18 protein-coding genes are annotated in these 20125 nt (G+C 62.4%); 7 read left to right on the top strand and 11 right to left on the bottom strand.

What is annotated here, in order from left to right:
• Positions 1 to 77 precede the first annotated feature (77 nt).
• Positions 78 to 1367 (bottom strand): isocitrate lyase, encoded by a 1290-nt coding sequence (gene aceA / locus FCS99_RS00645; protein ID WP_138509509.1) that lies wholly within the window; start codon positions 1365 to 1367, stop codon positions 78 to 80.
• A 160-nt stretch (positions 1368 to 1527) separates the two neighbouring features.
• On the opposite strand from aceA, the gene FCS99_RS00640 reads away from it, so the two are divergent.
• The 3 genes from FCS99_RS00640 (at position 1528) to FCS99_RS00630 (ending at position 3562) form a co-directional block, all read left to right on the top strand.
• Positions 1528 to 2958, top strand: coding sequence for a helix-turn-helix domain-containing protein (locus tag FCS99_RS00640; protein WP_138509507.1), 1431 nt, complete (start codon positions 1528 to 1530; stop codon positions 2956 to 2958).
• A 62-nt stretch (positions 2959 to 3020) separates the two neighbouring features.
• The gene (locus tag FCS99_RS00635; protein WP_138509505.1) at positions 3021 to 3269 is read left to right on the top strand and encodes a type II toxin-antitoxin system ParD family antitoxin; all 249 of its coding nucleotides are present in this window, start codon (positions 3021 to 3023) and stop codon (positions 3267 to 3269) included.
• The gene (locus FCS99_RS00630; RefSeq protein WP_138509503.1) at positions 3266 to 3562 is read left to right on the top strand and encodes a type II toxin-antitoxin system RelE/ParE family toxin; all 297 of its coding nucleotides are present in this window, start codon (positions 3266 to 3268) and stop codon (positions 3560 to 3562) included. The genes FCS99_RS00635 and FCS99_RS00630 overlap by 4 nt, the downstream gene beginning before the upstream one ends.
• A 76-nt stretch (positions 3563 to 3638) precedes the next feature.
• Here FCS99_RS00630 and FCS99_RS00625 read toward each other — a convergent pair whose 3' ends face one another.
• The 5 genes from FCS99_RS00625 to FCS99_RS00605 all read right to left on the bottom strand — a co-directional run bounded on the left by FCS99_RS00625 (position 3639) and on the right by FCS99_RS00605 (position 9938).
• Positions 3639 to 4727 carry a ferritin-like domain-containing protein gene (locus FCS99_RS00625; RefSeq protein WP_138509500.1) on the bottom strand — a complete coding sequence of 363 codons (1089 nt, stop codon included), beginning with the start codon at positions 4725 to 4727 and terminating at the stop codon, positions 3639 to 3641.
• A gap of 148 nt (positions 4728 to 4875) precedes the next feature.
• Positions 4876 to 5700: an LOG family protein gene (locus FCS99_RS00620; protein WP_138509498.1), complete on the bottom strand. Its 825-nt coding sequence runs from the start codon at positions 5698 to 5700 to the stop codon at positions 4876 to 4878.
• Between the two features lie 79 nt (positions 5701 to 5779).
• On the bottom strand, positions 5780 to 6715 hold the full coding sequence (locus FCS99_RS00615; protein WP_138509496.1) for a sterol desaturase family protein: 936 nt from the start codon (positions 6713 to 6715) through the stop codon (positions 5780 to 5782).
• Positions 6716 to 6718: 3 nt separating this feature from the next.
• Entirely contained in the window at positions 6719 to 7132 is a 414-nt protein-coding gene (locus FCS99_RS00610) for a hypothetical protein (RefSeq protein WP_138509494.1), read from the bottom strand.
• A 97-nt stretch (positions 7133 to 7229) separates the two neighbouring features.
• Positions 7230 to 9938, bottom strand: coding sequence for a TonB-dependent receptor (locus FCS99_RS00605; RefSeq protein ID WP_138509492.1), 2709 nt, complete (start codon positions 9936 to 9938; stop codon positions 7230 to 7232).
• A gap of 249 nt (positions 9939 to 10187) precedes the next feature.
• Between FCS99_RS00605 and FCS99_RS00600 the strand changes: the two genes are divergently transcribed.
• From FCS99_RS00600 to FCS99_RS00585, 4 genes are read left to right on the top strand one after another with little or no spacing between them, the layout of a single operon-like run.
• A complete protein-coding gene (locus FCS99_RS00600) occupies positions 10188 to 11453 on the top strand; it encodes a serine hydrolase domain-containing protein (protein WP_233352606.1) in 1266 nt (421 codons plus the stop codon).
• Entirely contained in the window at positions 11446 to 13053 is a 1608-nt protein-coding gene (locus tag FCS99_RS00595) for a GMC family oxidoreductase (protein ID WP_138509490.1), read from the top strand. The genes FCS99_RS00600 and FCS99_RS00595 overlap by 8 nt, the downstream gene beginning before the upstream one ends.
• A gap of 18 nt (positions 13054 to 13071) precedes the next feature.
• A complete protein-coding gene (locus FCS99_RS00590) occupies positions 13072 to 14493 on the top strand; it encodes a coniferyl aldehyde dehydrogenase (RefSeq protein ID WP_138509488.1) in 1422 nt (473 codons plus the stop codon).
• Positions 14494 to 14553: 60 nt separating this feature from the next.
• Complete coding sequence (locus tag FCS99_RS00585) at positions 14554 to 15312, top strand: SDR family NAD(P)-dependent oxidoreductase (protein ID WP_138509486.1); 759 nt, start codon at positions 14554 to 14556, stop codon at positions 15310 to 15312.
• Positions 15313 to 15323: 11 nt separating this feature from the next.
• Here FCS99_RS00585 and FCS99_RS00580 read toward each other — a convergent pair whose 3' ends face one another.
• From FCS99_RS00580 to FCS99_RS00560, 5 genes are all read right to left on the bottom strand, one after another.
• Complete coding sequence (locus tag FCS99_RS00580) at positions 15324 to 15704, bottom strand: hypothetical protein (protein ID WP_138509484.1); 381 nt, start codon at positions 15702 to 15704, stop codon at positions 15324 to 15326.
• A 41-nt stretch (positions 15705 to 15745) separates the two neighbouring features.
• Positions 15746 to 16822 (bottom strand): CNNM domain-containing protein, encoded by a 1077-nt coding sequence (locus tag FCS99_RS00575; RefSeq protein WP_138509482.1) that lies wholly within the window; start codon positions 16820 to 16822, stop codon positions 15746 to 15748.
• 92 nt (positions 16823 to 16914) lie between these two features.
• A complete protein-coding gene (locus FCS99_RS00570; RefSeq protein WP_233352605.1) occupies positions 16915 to 17364 on the bottom strand; it encodes a GFA family protein in 450 nt (149 codons plus the stop codon).
• A gap of 4 nt (positions 17365 to 17368) precedes the next feature.
• Complete coding sequence (locus FCS99_RS00565; RefSeq protein WP_138509480.1) at positions 17369 to 19144, bottom strand: N-acyl-D-amino-acid deacylase family protein; 1776 nt, start codon at positions 19142 to 19144, stop codon at positions 17369 to 17371.
• 53 nt (positions 19145 to 19197) lie between these two features.
• Positions 19198 to 20058 carry a bile acid:sodium symporter family protein gene (locus tag FCS99_RS00560; RefSeq protein WP_233352604.1) on the bottom strand — a complete coding sequence of 287 codons (861 nt, stop codon included), beginning with the start codon at positions 20056 to 20058 and terminating at the stop codon, positions 19198 to 19200.
• Positions 20059 to 20125 lie beyond the last annotated feature (67 nt).

Genomic DNA, 20125 nt, shown 5'->3' with positions numbered 1-20125 from the left:
GTTTGAGGCAGATGGTTGGGGCGGCCGCGCCTGGCGGCACGCCCCGAACCTTCCGCAAGACGGATCCGAAAGGGATCCTATTCGGCCGCCGTGAACTGGGCCGTTTCGGTGGATTCACCCATGGCCGTCGTGGACGAGGTGCCGCCCGAGATGGCCAGGTTGACCTTGTCGAAATAGCCGGTGCCGACTTCACGCTGGTGGCGCGTGGCGGTGTAGCCGTCGGCTTCCGAAGCAAACTCGGCCTGTTGCAGTTCCGAATAGGCGCCCATGCCGCGATCGCGGTAGCCCTGCGCCAGCTGGAACATGCCATGGTTCAGCTGGTGGAAGCCGGCCAGGGTCACGAACTGGAACTTGTAGCCCATCGCACCCAGCTCGCGCTGGTAGGTTTCGATGGTGGCCTTGTCCAGATTGGCTTCCCAGTTGAAGGACGGCGAGCAGTTATAGGCCATCATCTTGCCCGGATAGGCTTTCTGGATGGCTTCGGCGAAGCGCTTGGCCTCTTCGAGGTTCGGCTTGGAGGTTTCCCACCACAAGAGGTCGGCCACTTTGGCATAGGCCAGGCCGCGCTTGATGCAGTGATCAACGCCGACGCCCTGCTTCAGGCGGAAGAAGCCTTCCGGCGTGCGGCCGGCATCGAAGTCGATGAACTCGTGATCGCGCTCGTCGATGTCGGAGTTGATCAGCGTGGCGGATTCGGCGTCGGTCCGGGCGACGGTGATGGTGGAGACACCCATCACGTCGGCAGCAAGACGGGCCGCGGCCAGATTGCGCTCGTGGGCGGAGGTCGGGATCAGGACCTTGCCACCCAGGTGACCGCACTTCTTCTCGGCGGCGACCTGGTCTTCGAAGTGAACGCCCGAAGCGCCGGCTTCGATGAAGGCCTTCATGATTTCAAAGCAGTTCAGCGTGCCGCCGAAACCGGCTTCGGCATCGGCCACGATCGGGGCGAACCAGTCACGGCTGGTCTTGCCGTTCTCGGACATTTCGATCTGGTCGGCGCGCTGGAGCGTGCGGTTGATCTTCTTGGCCAGTTCCGGGGCCGAGTTCGCCGGATAGAGCGACTGGTCCGGATACATGGCACCGGCGGTATTGGCGTCAGCCGCGACCTGCCAACCGGACAGGTAGATGGCCTTCAGACCGGCACGAACCATCTGCATGGCCTGGTTGCCCGACAGGGCACCCAGAGCATTGATGAAGGGCTCGGTCTTCAGCAGGTTCCACAGTTTCACGGCACCCTGCTCAGCGAGCGTGTGCTGGATCTGCACGGAACCGCGCAGCTGCAGGACATCTTCCGGGGTGTAGGGACGCTCGATGCCATCGAAGCGGCCAGCCGGGGCGGAGGGAACCAGATCCGTGAATTTCGTCATCATTATTCTCCCTGACGGGTTCTTTGAACTGACGCGGTATGCGTTGACCCGAAACTGTCAAACGGCAGGGATGGTGTCGATACAGCTTTTCCTATAAAGAGGATCAGATGTATGATAATTACATTGTGTAGAAGTAAGTCTGTAAATTTTGGTACAAGACATGAGTGAAAACCAGGCCCTCGAGAAGATCTTCGCCGGCGCCCGTCTGCGCCGCCTCCGGCGCGAACGCGGCCTCACCCAGGCCGAGGCCGCCGAAGCCCTGGGCCTGTCCGCCAGCTATCTCAACCTGCTGGAACGAAACCAGCGGCCGGTGACCGCCCGCGTCCTGCTCGCCCTCGCCGATTCTTTCGATGTGGATGTCCGCGCCTTCGCCAATGAGAGCGACCGACAGCTGATCGCCGATTTGCAGGAAGCCGCAGCCGATCCGGTCCTGTCCGGAATGGAAATGGACCGGATGGAGCTGTCCGAATTCGCCGACGCCCAGCCGCGGGCTGCGGAAGCCTTTGCCCGCCTCTTCCACGCCTTTCGCGAAGTGAATGCCGCCACGGCCGACCTCGCCACCCGAATGTCCGGGCCCGGCGCCACCTCCGGCGGTCCGGGCGCCGTTCTGGAAAGCGTGCGCGATGCGCTGGATGCCCGCCAGAACCATTTCCCGGAACTGGAAGAGGCCGCCGAGAGCCTGGCCCAGCGGATCGGGCTGAAACCGCGCAATCGCGACCGCGTCCTGTCGGACTATCTGCAATCCCAGCACGGCTTCACGGTCCGGGTGCTGGATGAGGAAATCATGGCGGGCGCCCGGCGCCGCCTGGACTTCCATGGCCGCCGCCTCCTCCTCTCCGAAGCCCTCGCCCCGGGCTCGCGGGCCTTCCACATGGCGGTCGTCCTGGCGACGCTGGAACTGGGCGACACGCTCGACGCCCTGACCGAGGAGGCCAAGCTGGACGCGCCGGAAGCCAAGAAGCTCTACCGGGTCGGTCTGGCCAATTATTTCGCCGGCGCCGCCCACATGCCCTATGCGGCTTTCCTCAAGCATGCCGAGGAAACGCGCTATGACATCATCCGCCTGCAAAGGCGCTTCGAGGTCTCCTATGAGCAGATCTGCCACCGGCTGACGACGCTGCAGCGTCCCGGCGCGCGCGGTCTGCCCTTCTTCATGATCCGGGTCGATGCGGCGGGGAATGTCTCCAAACGCTTCGGGGGCGGCATCATGCCCTTTGCCCGGGCGGGCGGTGGCTGTCCGAAATGGAATCTCTACGACGCCCTGCGCACGCCGGAACGCATCCTGGCACAGCGCTTTGAACTGCCGGACGGCGCCTCCATGCTGTCCCTCGCCCGCGGCCAGGTCAGCGCCGCTCCGGCCGGCCAGCCGCCGGTGATTCACGCCATCGCGCTGGGCTGTGACTGGGAACATGCCGCCCGCATCGTCCATGCCGACACGATCGCGGAAGCCGAACCGGCTCCGGTGGGCATTGCCTGCCGCCTGTGCGACCGGGAAAACTGCGCCCAGCGCGCCTTCCCGCCCATGAACCGGAAACTCGTCCTCGACGCCCACATGCTGCGCGCCTCGCCCTACGCGTTCAACGAGGATTGAGCCAGAACTGGCCTGCCGCCCCCTTCCGGGGTATATTCAATTTGAATACCTCGGAGACGCACATGGCCTCGACCAGCCTCAGCCTCGGCCCCCACTGGGAAGCCTTCATTCGCACCGAAGTGGCCAGCGGTCGCTTCGGAACTGCCAGCGAGGTTGTTCGCGCCGGACTGCGGGAGCTGGAAGACAAGGCCAAACGACTGGAAGCCCTTCAGAATCATGTGCGCCAAGGCCTGTCTGACGCCGATCGTGGCGCCTTCGTCGAAGACTATGACATCGAGGCGATCATTGCCGGCTCAAAGGATGACGCATGACGCCAGACTTCCGCCTGACGCGCCGTGCGCACGCGGATCTGACAGAAATTGCGAGATACACCCGGCAGCAATGGGGCGAAACACAATGCCGCCGCTATCTGGAAGGGCTTGATGCCCGTTTCCGATGGCTTTGCGAAAACCCGGACAGCGGCCGGACCCGCGACGACATCGCAACCGGATCCCGCAGCTTTCGTCACAACGCCCACATCATCTTCTATCGAACCAGGGCGGGTGGCGTTGACGTGCTCGCTATTGTCCACGCATCCATGGACACACCAAACCTTCAGACATGACCCCACGAAAAAGGGCTCCGCAAGCGGAGCCCTTTCCGGTTGAACAAGAGGCGCAGGCGAGTGCGCCGCCCTGCCCTTATTCTGCGTGACCGGCGACGGCCTGGACATAGGCCGTGCGGACATCCTGGTGCTTGGTGTCCAGATCGCGGGCGACTTCCTCATCCTGCTTGGCGAGCAGGTCGAGATCCTGGTCGGCATAGTGCAGCACGCCCATATCGGCATAGGCCTTCTGGATCTTCGGACCCCACAGGCCGATATCCTTCACCACCGGCACGATGCGCTGGAAGAGGAGCGTGCGGAAGAGCTGGTTCATCTCCGACTTCTCAGCCCATTCGATGCATTCCTCGACCGGCAGGCCCATCACTTCATAGACTTCCCGGGCCTGGAAACGGTCCCGCATGTGATAGCAGGCCTCGACCAGGAATTCCTCGCGCTCGTCGCGCTCGGCCTGGGTCAGGTGCGGATAATAATCGCGCAGGGAGAGACGGCCGAAGGCCACATGGCGGGCCTCGTCTTCCATGACATAGGCATTGACCATCTTGGCCAGCGGGTTCTGGGCCAGGTCACGGATCGTCCCGAAAGCGGCCAGGGCCAGACCTTCAATGACGACCTGCATGGCCAGATAGGTAAAGTCCCAGCGGCTGTCGCGCAGGGCTTCATCGACCAGTTGGCGCAGCGGTTCGGTCATCGGATAGGCGACGCCGAACTTCTTCATCAGATTCTTGTAGGCCTCGACGTGACGGGCTTCATCCATCACCTGGGTCGCGGCATAGAATTTGGCGTCGAGATCGGGAACGGACTCGACGATCTTGGCGGCGCAGATCAGTGCGGCCTGCTCGCCCTGCATGAATTGCGAGATATTCCAGGACTGGGCATGACGGCGGAACTCGATGCGTTCCTTCTTCGTCATCTTCTCCCACATGGGAGACCCGTGCAGGGCAATGCCCTCATCGGGCAGCTGCATCGGATTTTCGAAGTCGAGCTCAAGGCTCCAGTCGATACGGTTGACCGCATCCCACTGCATGTCCTTGCCCTTCTGGTACAAGTGCATGAGCGTCGAGCGACCGTCGTCGTATTCGAAATCGAAAGTGGCGTCGAATTGCTGCGGAACCGACCAGTGCTTGTCGAGATCCGGCATCGGATAGAGATCGCGAAGCGATGCCATGGCGCTAATCCTCCCCAGGGGCGACCAATCGTTGTCAGGATGAACTTGCTCTTTGGTGAACAATGTTCACATTCACAACGTGATTCAAAATCGCTCGCTTGGCAAGGGAAAAGCGACAAATGTGATGAATGTAACGAACGGCGTTCGTCTAAAGCCGCCCGCCCGGACAGTGCAGGGCGTGCTCGCACAATTGGTCGGTGATGTATTTGAACGCCTCGTCGACACTGTCGGTCTTGATCATCAACTCGACATCCTCCGGACTGATCGTGCCGAAATCCACCATCGCCTCGAAATTGAGCACCTTGTCCCAGAACTCGCGTCCGAACAGGACGATGGGCAGTTTCTTGCGCATCTTGCGGGTCTGAAGCAGCGTCAGAGCCTCGAACAACTCATCCATCGTGCCGAACCCGCCCGGCATCAGGACCAGCGCCTTGGCCAGATAGAGGAACCAGAATTTCCGCGTGAAGAAATAGTGGAATTCCAGGCTGAGCGAGCGGGTCACCCAGGGATTATTCCCCACCTCGAACGGCAGGGAGATGCCCAGACCGACATTCTCGCCCTGGGCTTCCGAGGCCCCGCGATTGGCGGCCTCCATGATGCCCGGCCCGCCGCCAGTACAGATCACGAAACGGCGCCCGCTCTCATCGCGCAGATCCTTGGACCATTGCGTCAGCCGGTTCGAAAGCTCCCGGGTCGCTTCATAGTATTTGGAGATCTCCAGTCGCCGTTCGGCGGCAGCGATATCACCCCCTTCTGCCTTCGCGGCCTCCAGCGCTTCCTGCGCCTCTTCCCGGGAAATGATCCGGGCCGAACCATAAAAGAGAATGGTGTCCTGGATGCCGTTTTCGGCAAACCGGGTCTGCGGCTCGATATATTCCGCGAGAATCCGGACCGGCCGGGCCTCGGGCGAGTTGATGAAGGCTTCGTCCTTGTAGGCCTTGGTCGGGAAATGCTGCGGGGGTTTCTTCGTCATCGTCTAACCGTTTGAAATCTGGACGGCCGGACACCCTGCGCCCTTTGCAGGCACGAGGCAACAAATTGACGCAAAAGGCTTACTCGGCGGCTGTGGGCATATCCGGCTTGTCGGCCTGACGCGCCTTCCAGCGATCCAGGATCTGGTGCGAGGTCTGCCGCGAGCCGTCCGGCGACCAGCCGGGCGGTGCCAGAAGATACATCAACGCCTCTTTGGGATTCTTCGCCGACGCCATGTCCTTCAAAATCCCCCACCATTCATGCAGGCTGATCTTGATCGGATTGTAGGTGCCCAGATTCTTCACGATCCCGTAGCGGCATTTCTCGTCGTCCAGCTCAGGCTGGAAGGTCCCGAACATCTTGTCCCAGATGATGAAGACGCCCGCATAATTGCGGTCCAGATAGAGCGGATTGGTCGCGTGATGGACGCGGTGGTGGGACGGCGTGTTCATCACCGCCTCGAACCAGGGCGGCATTTTGCGGATCGCCTCGGTATGGATCCAGAACTGGTAGATCAGGTTGAGCGAACCGACAAAGGCGACCATGGCCGGATGGAAGCCGAGGAAGATCAGGGCCGAGCCCAGCCACAGGAATTTCAGGGTCAGCGGGTTCAGCCAGGGCTGCCGCAGCGCGGTGGTGAGATTGTAGTGCTGGGAAGAATGGTGGACGACATGATCCGCCCAGAACCAGCGCACGGTATGTGCCCAGCGGTGCGACCAGTAATAGACGAAATCATCCAGCATGAAGGCCAGGATCCAGGCCCACCAGGCAAAGCCGATCGTGGTCAGACGGTGTTCGTAGACGAACAGGGCCCACAGGCCGATCAGCCCGCCGAAAATCACACCCGACACGGTATTGCCCAAACCCATCATCAGGCTGGCGGCACTGTCGCGGGCCTCGAACCGGGCCTTGCCGGTGAAGCGGGCGAACAGCATTTCGCCGAAAACGGACAGCACGAAGAAGGGAATGGCAATCCAGACCGGATCGAAGTTCTCGACGAAGGCGGGCGCGTCCATGGCTTATCCCTGCAAGGCTTCCAGCCGGCCGGCCCAGTCACGGGCCTGTTCGGGCGTCTCGAAGGAGAGCCGCGCCGGCGCAAAGGTGAAATCTTTGAGTCTGAGCGTGATGTCGCAGTCCTGCGTGGACACGCTGAGGACCTGGCCCGGATCCAGATAACGAATGACGAAGTCACTGCCACGCGCGACCAGAAGGGCCAGGCGGTCCCGCTCGACATCGGTCACGAGAGCGCTCTTCCCATCGGGCGCCAGGACACCCTCCCCGGCCTCGAAGCCCACGGAGTCGGCGTCCAGACGGGCAATCGCCTCATCGAGATCCGCCAGTTGAGCGGGCGCATAGAGGCCCAGCCAGGCATTGAACGCCACCATGGCGGAGATCCCGGCGACCGAGCCCAGCAAGACCCAGAGAATGAGCATGTCCGTATCCGTTCGAGAAACGACAAGTCCAGAAACAACAACGGGCGAAGGCTAACCTGCCCTCGCCCGTCGTCAATTCATTTTTGAACGATGTTCACTAACCGCGGAGGCGGAAGGTCACACCATAGGTCTGCGGGTCGCCCGGATAGACGTTATAGGACGTCCCCAGATAACCGACCGACGGGAAACCACCCTTGGTGTAGTCCTCGTCGGTGAGGTTGCGGGTCCACAGCTGCAGGGCCCAGCTGCCCGTATCGCTGCCGATCGTGACCGAGGCATTGAACAGGGTGAAGGCATCCTGCATCGCGAACGGACGCGGGTCCTGAGAGGTGGTGTGCAGGAATTCGGAGACGTGGGTCGCCTCACCGCGCCAGTCGATTTCCCAGCCATTGGACAGGGGCATCGTATAGGTGGCGGTCAGGGCACCGACGAGTTCCGAATTACCGCGATCGCGACCGGTCAGATCGTTGAACAGCGCGGTCACACCGGCATCATTGGTCCGCTCATTGCCCAGTTCGCAGAGCGCGAAGTTCGGGTCACCGGCATCCCAGACACCGACACCACCGAAGCCGTCCGGACACGGGGCGAACTCATAGTCGCCGTACGAGCTGTCGAACAGATAGGTGAAGCCACCGGTGAAGAGCAGATTGTCGATCGGCGACCACTGGCCTTCAAACTCGATACCGGAGACATCGATCGAACCCGCATTCTCGAGGGCGAAACCATTGCCCACGAAATTGTTGGTCTGGAAGTCTTCGATGGTCTGGTTGAAATAGGCCACCGAGTAGATCATGCGGTTGTTGAAGAGCGAACCCTTCGCCCCGATCTCGAAGCTCTCGGAGATTTCTTCCTCGAACTCGAACACGCCGGTGAAGGCGGCGTTGGTGGAAACGTTGAAACCGCCCGGCTTGAAGCCCGTCGCGTAGGACGCATACAGGTTCAGATCATCCGACACGTCATAGGACAGGATGATATTGCCCGAGAAGTTGGTGTCGCTCCGCGAGGTCGGGAAATTGCCCGCATTGACCGGCGGGAAGTTCTGGAAGGCCGTGAAGCCCAGCAGCGGGTTCAGCGCCGTGCCGGCATAGATCGCCGGCAGCGGGTTGGCCGGGTTGATCGGTGTGCCGTCCGGATATTGCGTCAGGCCCTGACCCAGCAGAAGCGCCGGCACCAGATAGGCACAGGCATCACCGCCAATGACCGGGAAGAGACCCGGATCACACGTGCCCGGCGAGACCAGACGCAGATCCTGGCCCAGATCGGCGAAGGAGAAGGCCGACAGCGGATCGGGCTGATTGATGAAGGTCTCCATCTCCTTGCTCTCGTCGGAATAGCGGCCACCCAGGGTCAGGGTGAACTGGTCCGTGAGATGGAAATCGAGCTGACCGAAGACCGACCAGGCTTCCGTGTTGTACTGGTACTCTTCCGAGATCAGGCCGTGGCTCGTGGACACGAAGCCCTCGGCCGGCGTGGTCGGCAGAGCAGCATTCCCGGACGGAAGCGGCACGAAATTGCCGACACCGGCCGCCGCATTCATGTTCAGGAAGACTTCCAGCAGGCTGACACCACCCGTACCGGCCGGCAGGCCGAGACCGGCGACGATCGGCGCCACGGACGGAGCCGAAGCCGCATCGAAGAAGGTGCGCGCATCGGCGCCATAGGGCGTCGTGTTCGCGAAGTTCAGGTCATTGCGGTAGTAGAAGGCACCACCCATCCAGTCCATGAAGTTGTCGCCCGTGGAGGTCACGCGGAACTCCTGGGTGAAACTGTCATACTGGTTCTGGATATTCCGCAGGCTCACCAGATCGAGATCAGAGAAGTCCGCGTCGAAATTCTGGTCTTCGTCATAGGTCCGGAAGGCCGTGATCGAGGTCAGGGTGAAGGCGTCGAAATCATGGTTGATTTCGGCCGAGATGCCGCTGGTCACGAGCTGGGTGTTCAGATCACCATCAATGGCAATCCGGTCGCCCCCGTTCGGATCGGCCGGGATGGCCGTACCGCCCAGGCCGACAAGCGCGCCCTGGTCGATCGGATCATAATAGGCAAACGGCGCTGCACAGCAGTTCTCGTCGATATTGCCATAGTCGGCAATGATGCGGACTTCCGTGCTGTCGCCCGGATTCCAGAGCAGCTGACCGCGCCAGGAGTGGCGGGCCCGGTTGTTCGCATTGCGGCCGTCCTCGATATCGATATAGCCGTCGCTCTGGTGCATCGTGCCATCAAGACGGATCGCCATCGTGTCGCTGAGCGGACCGGTCACCGAGGCGCGCGCCAGGCGCATGCCGTTATTGCCAACGGTCACTTCACCAACATAGCCGAATTCGAATTCCGGCTCCTGGGTGATGACCGAGACAACGCCCGCCGGCGTGTTGCGGCCGAACAGGGTCGACTGCGGACCCCGGATCACTTCGACGCGCTCAACCGACAAAAGGTCGTTGATCGCGGAGCCGGAGCGAGGACGGTAGACACCGTCAATGAACACGCCCACGGAGGGTTCGAGGCCCGGGTTGAAGCTCGACGTACCGATACCGCGCAGGTTGAACTCGGTATTCGTGGAGGTCGCGAACTCGGACACGCGCAGCGAGGGGACCAGGGTCTGCAGGTCAGCCGCATCGCGGATCTGGGATTGTTCGATCTGTTCGCCGGTCACGGCCGCCACGGATACCGGCGTATCCTGAAGCGTCTGCTCGCGCTTTTGCGCCGTCACTGTAATGACGTCGACCTGCGCCAAAGCACTGGAGGCCCCGATAAGGCCTGCAAGAATAGCGGTCGTGCCCAAGACGGCCGCCTTGTTGAATTTGCTCATGGATTTCTCCCCTCTAAACGCGGGTTTCTTTTTTGCCAACCGTTCCGCGTTGGTATCCGATATATGAACACCGCTCGCAGGTGTTGTCAGCCGGTTTATCCCAAAACCCGAAAAATCATGGCTGATTGATGCAAACAATCCTCACACAGTGGCAAAGCTGCATCGGGCCAAACCCCTCTTTTCAATGCCTCTATCTCTGCTACGCTGCGCAGTGAACAGCGTTCAAAAAAGCTGTCATAGGGGAGAAAAATGAAAAAGATATTCATGGGCTTGGCGACCCTGCTGGTCGTCTGCGTCCTGGCGGGAGCCGGTTGGTATTACAGACCCTGGTCGGAGTATTCGCCCGCAGAAATCCGTGCCGCCACAGCGCCGGAACACCTTCCGGAGACGTTCCGCAACATGGCGGATGTCTTCCCCTATCGTCCCATTCATCCGGCCGAATCGGCGGTACCCCTGCCCCGCAATCTCCAGCCCGGTGACATCCATTACAGCTTCGACGGAACCGACCACCCCATCGGGGACTGGCTCGACGCCTCGCGCTCGACCGGCCTGATGGTCCTGCACAATGGCGAGGTCGTGTACGAGAACTACCTCCTCGGCTCCACGCCGGAGACCCGGCACACCTCCTGGTCCGTCGGCAAGAGCTATGTGGCGACCCTGATCGCCATGGCCATGGAAGACGGCCGGATCGCCAATCTCGACCAGACCGCCGAAATGTTCGCGCCGCAATATGCAGGCACGGATTATGGCGCCACGACCCTGCGTCATCTCCTGATGATGTCCGCCGGCGTGGATTTCGAGGAAGACTATTCGGCCCCCAATTCGGACATTCGCCGCCTCTTCCTGGGCGCGAACATTTACGGCCAGAACATTGACCGCCTGGTCGCGGAAGTGGAGCGCAACCGCCCCGCCGGTGAGGACCTCCACTATGTCTCCGCCAATACGCAGGTGCTCTCCGCCGTCGTGCGCGGCATCTGGAATGCGCCGCTGGCCACGGTGATGCAGGACGAGATCTGGCAACCCCTGGGCATGACGGGCGAGGCCTATTGGAACCAGAACATTCCCGGCGATGACGGCATGGCGATCGGCTATTGCTGCCTCAATGCGACGCTCGAGGACTATGCCCGCTTCGGCCAGTTCTATCTTCAGGACGGGGTCTGGAATGGCCAACGCCTCCTGCCGGAAGGCTGGGTGGAACAGGCCACGCGTCCCAATGCCGGTTTTCAGGAACCGGGTCCGGACGCGGTCTATGCCCATCGCGGCTATGGCCTGCATTTCTGGGTGCCCGAAGGCTATGACGGCGAATACTTCATGGCTGGTGTCTACGGCCAGTATGTCTGGGTCGATGAACGCCGGAACATTGTGATCGCCCGGACTGCGGCCGACACGGAATGGGGCGGTCGCACGGCCGAGTCCATCGCTGCCATGCGGGCCCTGGCCGAGCATTTCGGTGATCCCGTCGACGCACCGGCACAGGCCGACGACATCGCGTCCGAGGGAGGCGAGAATGAGTAAGTCCGATTACGACTACATTGTCTGCGGAGCCGGCTCGGCCGGCTGCACGGTCGCGGAACGCCTGTCCCGGGACAGCAGTGCCAGCGTGCTCGTGCTGGAGGCCGGCGGGTCCGACAACAGCCCGATCATCCGCACGCCGATGCTGCTGCAATACGCCGTGACGGGCGAGCAGTTCAATTGGGGTTACTGGACCGAGCCGCAAAAGCAGCTCAATGACCGCAAACTCCTCTGGCCGCGCGGCAAGACCCTGGGCGGGTCCTCCTCGATCAACGCCATGCACTATATGCGCGGCGCGCCGGAGAATTACGACGAGTGGGAACGGGAGTACGGCGCAGAGGGCTGGAACTGGAAAACCGCCCTGCCCGCCTTCAAGGAAGTCCAGCACCAGACCCGTGGCGAGAGCGAATTGCACGGTGTCGGCGGCCCGCTCTGGGTCCAGGACATCCAGAAGCTCAATCCGCTGACCGAAGACTTCTTCAAGGCGGCGGACCAGCTCCAGTACAAGCGCAATGATGATTTCAACGGCCCCCAACAGGAAGGCTTCGGCCCCTACCAGGTCACGCAACGCGGTTACAAGCGCTGCTCGGCCGCGGATGCCTTCCTCCGCCCGGCCCTGGAGCGGGAGAATTGCGCGGTCCAGACCGGCGCCATGGTGCGCCGGGTCATCCTGGAGAACGGCCGCGCCACGGGCGTGGAGGTCGAGATCGAGGGCGAAATCCGCACCCTGAATGCGCGCAAGGAAGTCATCCTGTCCGGCGGCGCGATCAACTCGCCGCAGACCCTGCTCCTGTCGGGCATCGGCCCGGCCAATGAGCTGCGTGAGGCGGGCGTCTCCGTCGAGCATGACCTGCCCGGCGTCGGCAAGAATCTCCAGGACCATCTGGACGTCACTGCCCAGGTCTGGACGAAGTCCGCCACCTCGATCGGCAATTCCCTGCGCTCCCTGCCCCAGCACATGTACATGGTGGCGCGCTGGGCGCTGAAGGGCGATGGCCTCTTCACCAACAATCCGGTCCAGGGCGGCGCTTTCATCAAGTCGGCCCATGCGGAAAACGACCTGCCGGACCTGCAGCTTGTCTTCATCCCGGCCATCTCGAACGCCCATGGCATGGAGAAGGCGCGCGGGCACGGCATTACGCTGCACGTCTGCCAGCTCTATCCAAGAAGCCGCGGCGAGATTACCCTGAAGACCACGGATCCCAATGACCACCCGGCGATCCAGCCGAATTATCTCGAGGACGAGTTCGACCTCGATGTCCTGACGGACGGCCTGGCCAAGGTTCGCGACATTCTCAATGCGCCGGCCTTTGACCATGATCGCAAGGAAGAACGCTTCCCGGGCGCACACATCACCACGATGGCCGGGTTGCGCGATGATGTCCGGGCGCGAGCGGAGACGCTCTACCACCCGACCTCGACCTGCGCGATGGGGTCCGGGGAACTCTCGGTGGTGGACAGCCGCTGCCGGGTGAAAGGGGTAGAAGGCCTACGGGTCGTGGATGCCTCGGTGATGCCGCGCCTGATTGGCGGCAACACGAATGCGCCGACCATCATGATCGCCACGCGCGCCGCCGCGATGATCGCTGAAGACAATGCCTAAGGCTCAAGGAGAACACTCATGAGTGAAGCCGAAGCCAAGCAGATCGAACGCATGAAACAGGTGCTGGAGGCCCAGAAGGCGGCCTTCAAGGCCGAACGTCACCGCCCCATCGACAAGCGCAAGGCCGATCTCGACCGGGTCGCCAATTTGTGCCGCGACAATGCCGAGGCCATCGCCGAGGCGATCAGCCGGGATTTCGGAAACCGCGCGCGCGAAGAAAGCATTATCGCTGAGATCGCCTTTGTCATTCAGGACGTGGCACACACCAAGAAGCATCTGGCCAAATGGATGAAGACACGCCGCGTCGGCGTGCCCATGACCCTGATGCCAGGCAAGGCGGAAATCCGCCGCGAGCCCAAGGGTGTGGTCGGCATCGTGGCGCCCTGGAACTATCCCTTCCAGCTGGCCATCGCGCCGCTGGTCGCGGCCTTGGGCGCCGGTTGCCGGGCGCTGATCAAACCATCGGAATACACGCCCGCCACGGCGGAGCTGATGAAATCCCTGCTGGCCGAGGCCTTCGAGGAGGATCATGTCGCCGTGATCACCGGCGGTCCGGCCGTGGGTGAGGCCTTCACCGGCCTGAAATTCGACCATCTCTTCTATACCGGCTCCACCCAAGTGGGCCGTCTGGTCGCGAAGGCAGCGGCGGAAAACCTGGTCCCGGTGACGCTGGAACTGGGCGGCAAATCGCCGGCCATCGTGACGCCGGACTATCCGCGCGACAGCGCCGCCAAATCCATCGCCTGGGGCAAGTTCTTCAATGCTGGCCAGACCTGTGTCGCGCCAGACTATGTGATGACGCCCAAGGGCTCGGAAACCGCGATGGGCGAGGCGATTGTCTCCGCGGTGCAGCACCAGTTTCCCGATGCATCAACCGACGACGCCTATACCGCGATCGTCTCGGACCGGCATTATGAACGGCTCAACAGCATGATCGAGGAAGCCCGAAAGGGCGGCGCGACGGTCCTGCAACCAGAGCATGACTCACAGGCCGCCCAGGCCGCCCGCAAGATCCCGCCCACCGTGCTGATCAACCCGCCGGCCGACGCCAAAGTGATGAGCGAGGAAATTTTCGGCCCGGTCCTGCCGGTGATCGGTTATTCCGAGCTCGATTCCGCCATTGATTACGTCACGGACCGGGATCATCCACTGGCGCTCTATGTCTATTCCAAGGACAAGGTTCAGGCCCAGCGCGTCCTCGATGCGACCCAATCGGGCGGTGCCGGGGTCAATATCAACCTCCTCCACCTCTCCGTCCCCGACCTGCCCTTCGGCGGTATCGGCGCGTCGGGTCAGGGCGCTTATCACGGCAAGGACGGGTTCGACACCTTCACCCATGACCGCTCGGTCTTCTCGACGGGCAAATGGCATCCCTCACGCCTGCTGGCCCCTCCTTACGGAAAGCTGTTCGAACGGATTTCGAAGAAGCAGCTGGGTTAGGGCGATCCATCCCGGTTTCGGTGTAAACATGGGGCAGATTCGCAAACGAGGACTCGCCCCATGTCGCTTCCCCTTTCCGGCAAACGCGCCCTGATCACCGGTTCCAGCCATGGCGTCGGCCTGGCATCCGCGCATCTCTTCGCGGCGCAAGGCGCGGAAGTCGTGCTGCATGGCAATGCCAATATGGCGGATGCCGATGCGGCAGTTCAGGCGATCGGGCCGCGCGCGCTGGGTGCCGTACAAGCGGACTTGTCCCAACCGGGCGCCGGACGCGATCTCTATGAGAAAGCCCTCCACCTGGCCTCGGGGCAGCTGGACATCATCATCAATAATGCCGGCATCCATTGGGCGACACCGCTGGATTCCAGCGATGTCGAGTGGGAGGCCAACTGGGCGGTGACGCTGCAGGTCAATCTGATGGCCGTGGCCGACATCTGCCGCGCGGCGATCCCGGAAATGGTCGCCTCGGGCGGCGGCTCCATCATCAATATCGCCAGCCGGGCTGGTTATCGCGGCGAAGACCGCAATCACATGGCTTATGGGGCCTCCAAAGGCGCCCTGCTCTCCCTCACCAAGACGATTGCACGGCAATGGGGTGGTGACGGCATCTATGCCTATGCTCTCGCACCGGGATGGATCGATACCCGCATGGGGCCGCAGCATGAGGCAGACCGGGCCCGTGCCAAGGCGGAAATCCCGATCGGGGACCTCGCCCAGCCCGAAGAGATCGCCGCCATGTGCGCTTTTCTGGCCTCCGGTGCCTGCCGCAGCGCGACCGGCTCCTGCATCGACATCAATGGCGCGAGCTATGTGAGATAGGAAGCCGCGCTCTAGTCCGCGTCTTTCTTCTCCATCCGAGCGGCGAGGAAATCGCCGGCCACGATCACCAGCACGAAGACGATGCTGACCAAGGAGCGCCCTTGGGTCTCGTCGCCGATCCAGCCGAGCGTTTCGGCAATCCGGCTGGCCAGGGCAGAGATCAGCAAGGCCCCGCCGCCGACCATGGACGCGCGCACCGCGGCCCGGCCCCTGGTCGTTCCGGCGCGTTGCCGGATTCGAGCCGTCGTGGTCATGATGAAGACAGCCAGAGGCAGGAAGAGAATGGCGATGAGGGCGACGGGCCAGCTCGCTGGATCCAGGACGAGCAGCCCCACCGCCAGCACAGCGATGGCGATCGCCACCCAGACCACGAGCCCCGAAAACAGTTTCATGAGTTTTTCTCCCAAAGAAGCCGTCCGGACCGGCGCATCCGTCAGCGGGACTTGCCTCCAGCCCGCATGGAATCCGGATCGAGACCCATCGCGGTCATACGGTCGCGCCAGCGCTCGCGGGCCAGGCTCTGCATGTCTTCGGCGGTGTCCGCCTCATCAATGATTTCCAGCCCCAGAAGCGTCTCGACCACGTCTTCCATGGTGACCAGGCCACGCAAGGACCCGTATTCATCGACCAGGACCGCGATATGCGCCTTGGATCGCGTCAAACGGTCATAGGCGGCCGAAGCGCTGATATCATCGCGAAGGGTCATGACCTCGCGCTTGAACTCCCCGATCGGCCGGTCGAACTCGTCCCGCGCCTGGGCCAGGAGCAGGTCCGATTTGAGCACATAGCCCGTGATCTGGTGCGCATTGCCGGTAAAGAGCGGCAGGCGTGAAAACGGGGTGTCTGCATGCTCCTCAAAGAATTCCCGCACCGTCTCCTCCTCACTGATCGCGAACATGACCGAGGCCGGCGTCATGATGTCCTCGACCTTCAGCCGGTGCAGGCGCAGGAGATTGGAAACGATGGCCAATTCCTTGTCATCGATGACACCTTCACGGGCGCCAATCTCCGCCATGGCTCGCATTTCATCGCGCGACACCGTGCTGGCATTCCCGTCAGCGCGTGCGATGAGCCGTGTGATCCGCTCGGAGAACCAGACAAAGGGCGCCATGATGCGGGTCAGCCACAGGATCAAACGGCCCATCACCGGCGCCAGTGCCTGCCAGTGCACGGCCCCGAGTGTCTTGGGAATGATCTCGGAAAACACCAGGATGAGCAGCGTCAGGACGGCCGAGGCGACCCCGAGATATTCATTGCCGAACACCACCGCCGCCTGCGCCCCGACCCCGGCCGCGCCGACCGTGTGGGCGACCGTATTCAGCGTCAGAATGGCGGCCAGAGGCCGGTCCAGATTGGCCTGCAACCGTTCCAGCGCCTGTGCAGCGCTGGGCTGTTTGCGCTGGAGGGCTTCCACATAGGCCGGACGGACCGACAGGATGACGGCCTCGGCAATCGAACAGAAAAAGGAAACCAGAAGGGCCAGGGCCAGGAAGGCAAGAAGCAGGGTCATCAGATCTCTTGGAAAAAATGGCTGGTCCTCATGGGTCTAGCCTGTTTTGTCCGCAATTCCGAGGAAATCCGGTGGCGCTCTGCCGGCTTCCGTCAGCCGGGCCGACGGTCCGAAAATTCATCCATCAGTGTCTCGAAGGCCGCCATGGGCGGAAACCCTTCATAGGCATGCACCGCCGGCACCTCGACCCAGTGAAATTTCTCGGCCGTCATGGTCTCGATGAAAGGCCAGGACCAGTCCGGCCGGTCGAACAGGGGCGATCGCAGATTGACCAGACCGTCCAGGCCATCGATCCGGGTGAAGAGCCAAGACTTGCAGTCGGGACAGAAGTAATGGTCAAGACCGGGCGTGCGGGCCCCGCCCAGTACCACCTCGCCGGAGCGGACGGCAAAGCCCGCTTCCGGCACCAAGGCACTGAGCGAAAAGGCACTCGCCGTCATCGCCTTGCATCCATCGCAATGGCAGGCAGAGGTCATGACGGGCTCCCCCGTCACCGCCATGACGACCTTGCCGCAGCGGCAGTTACCGATTGCTTCGGCCACGTCGCTACTCCGCCGCGACCGCCCGGGCCTGACCGGCCCGGTAAAGCGTGCCCGGACGGGCGCCGGTGAGCTGGCCCTTCTCCATCACGACCTCGCCGGACACGAGGGTGACGTCATAGCCGCGGGCGCCTTGCAGGAGACGCTGCCCGCCAGCTGGCAGATCCTGTTCCATGTGCGGCGGTTCGGACTGAAGCTGGTCGAGATTGATGACATTGATGTCGGCCTTGAGTCCCTCACGCAGATAGCCGCGATCGGTCATGCCCAGATAATCGGCCTGACGGCCGGTCAGCATGTTGACCACGGTCGGCACATCCAGCTTGCGGCCCCGCTTCCGGTCACGGGTCCAGTGGGTGAGCATGTAGGTCGGCATGGAGGCGTCACAGACCGTCCCGACATGGGCCCCGCCATCGGACAGGCCGTAGAGCGCCTGCGGGTGCTCCATCATCCTGAGCACATTGTCGTAATTCAGCTCGGTATAATTGTAGAGCGGCAGATATATGAGCTCGTGACCGTCCCGCTCCAGCAGGGTGTCATAGATCATCTCCATCAGCGGCACGCCCTTTTCCCGGGCGCGGGCCGCCAGAGAGTTTTCCGGCGGCTGTTCGTAATCCGGCGGATCGCCCAGCTGGAAGAATTTCTCGGCCACGATCTCGATATGCTCCATCAGGAGATCGGCCAGCGGCGGCACCGAGGACCCCGGACCGGACAGTTTGTCCGTCTTCTCCGACAGGACTTTCGACTTGAATTCCGGATCCTTCATCTTTGCGACGCGCTCTTCCAGCGAGAGATACGCGATCGTCTTGTAGGTCGGATAGCCCATGAAGGGGTGGAAGGTGCAGTTGAAGCCGAGGAAGACACCGATGGCGCGCGGGGCCACCTGCATGCGGGCATCCACGCCCTCGCTCTTCAGCGTCTCGGTCCGTTCGATCAGTTTGAGCCACTGATCCGGCGCGAAATCGCGCTGCATGAGGGAGAAAGAAAAGGGCCGGCCCGATGCCTTGGCATAGTCGGCGATGATGTCCCATTCCTCATCGAAATCCTCTTCGCCCCGTTCCAGGTTAAAGTCGGAGACTGCCTGGACGACACCATGACCCAGGCCCTCGAAGGCCTTGGCGATGCCCGTCAGTTCTTCCCGCGTGGACTCAGAGGAGGGAGTCCAGTCACCATCCGACGTCTTGTGGACATCCGACCGGCCGGTCGCAAAACCGATGGCCCCGGCCTCCAGCGCTTCGCGGGTCAGGCGGCGCATTTCGGCGATATCGTCATCATTGGCGGGTTCGGAGAAGACCGCCCGGTCGCCCATCACATACATGCGCAGCGGATCGTGCGGCAGCATGGCGGCGATATCGATCGTGCGCGGGATTTTCGCCAGCGCGTCGAGGTAATCGGGGAAGCTCTCCCAGTCCCAGGTCAGGCCCTCGTGAAGGGCCGTGCCGGGAATGTCCTCCACGCCTTCCATCAGCTTGATCAGCTTGTCATGGTCGGTATCGCGCACCGGCGCAAAGCCGACGCCGCAATTGCCCATGATCGCCGTGGTGACGCCATGGTCGATGGAGGGACGCAGTTCGTCGTCCCAGCTCGCCTGGCCGTCATAATGGGTGTGGATGTCGATAAAACCCGGCGTGACGATCTTGCCGCTGGCGTCGATCGTACGCTCTGCCGCGCCCAGATCCGTGCCGATGGCGGCGATGCGCCCGCCCTGGATGGCGATATCGGCGACACGGCCCGGCGCGCCGGACCCGTCATGCAGGATTCCGCCCGTAATCTTAAGATCATACATGGTCTGACCTCCCCGTTTTGTTGTGATCCCGCACCTCTTTCGGGTGCGTGTTTTCAGGATGGTTTCAGTGTCCGCCAATCGAGCGCGCGGAACAAGCCGACAAGTGCGACACCCGCCACAAGGTGCCACAGGCTCCACATGCCGGTAATGGCCGCCGCCCCGCCGAGACCCTCAAACTGGCTGAGCAGGATGAGCAGGCCCAGACCGGAATTCTGGATCCCGACCTCGAAGGTCAGGGAGCGCCGGTGCGCCACATCCATCCGCAGGACGCGTCCGGCCGCCGAGCCCAGCCCGAAGGCCGCGGCATTGTGGATAAAAACCAGCGGAATGATAATCGTGCCGGTTGCCAGGATGATGCCCCAATTCGTCGCCGCCCCGACCACGATCAGGACCATCAGGCCGAACAGGGCCAATGGCATCAGGACCTTCCGCAGTCGCTCGGCGATCCGGGGTAGATGCGCCGCCACCAGCATGCCGGCCACGAGCGGGATCGCCAGCAGGCCGACGGTCTGTGTGATGAAAGGCCAGGGCTGGATGTCGAGACGGTCGATCAGACTGGCCGTCGGGCCGTACATCGAGGACCAGACGAAGATCGAAACCGGTGTGAGAACGGCCGACACCACGCTGGAGATCGCAGTCAGGCTCACCGAATAGGCCGCATGGCCGCGGGCAAACAGGGTCAGGAGATTGGAGACATTGCCGCCGGGGCACGAGGCCACCACGATCATGCCCAGCGCGATGCTCGCGGGCGGACCCAGGATGAGAATGAGGCCGAGCGTCAGGAGCGGAAGCCCAATCAGCTGGGTCAGGACACCGCCGACCACCCGAATGGGGGCATTCCGGACATTCGAAAAGTCACTGAGTCGCAATCCGAGTGCGACCGTGAACATCATTCCGACCAATATCACAGCCATGGCAAGCCGTGTTTGGTCATCAACTATTACCCTCAGGGAGTCGATTTCATCCGGTGTCATAAATTCC

The organism is Maricaulis alexandrii (assembly GCF_005871165.1).
In the GTDB taxonomy this organism is placed as follows: domain Bacteria; phylum Pseudomonadota; class Alphaproteobacteria; order Caulobacterales; family Maricaulaceae; genus Maricaulis; species Maricaulis alexandrii.
This window is presented reverse-complemented; position numbering and strand designations above follow the sequence as displayed.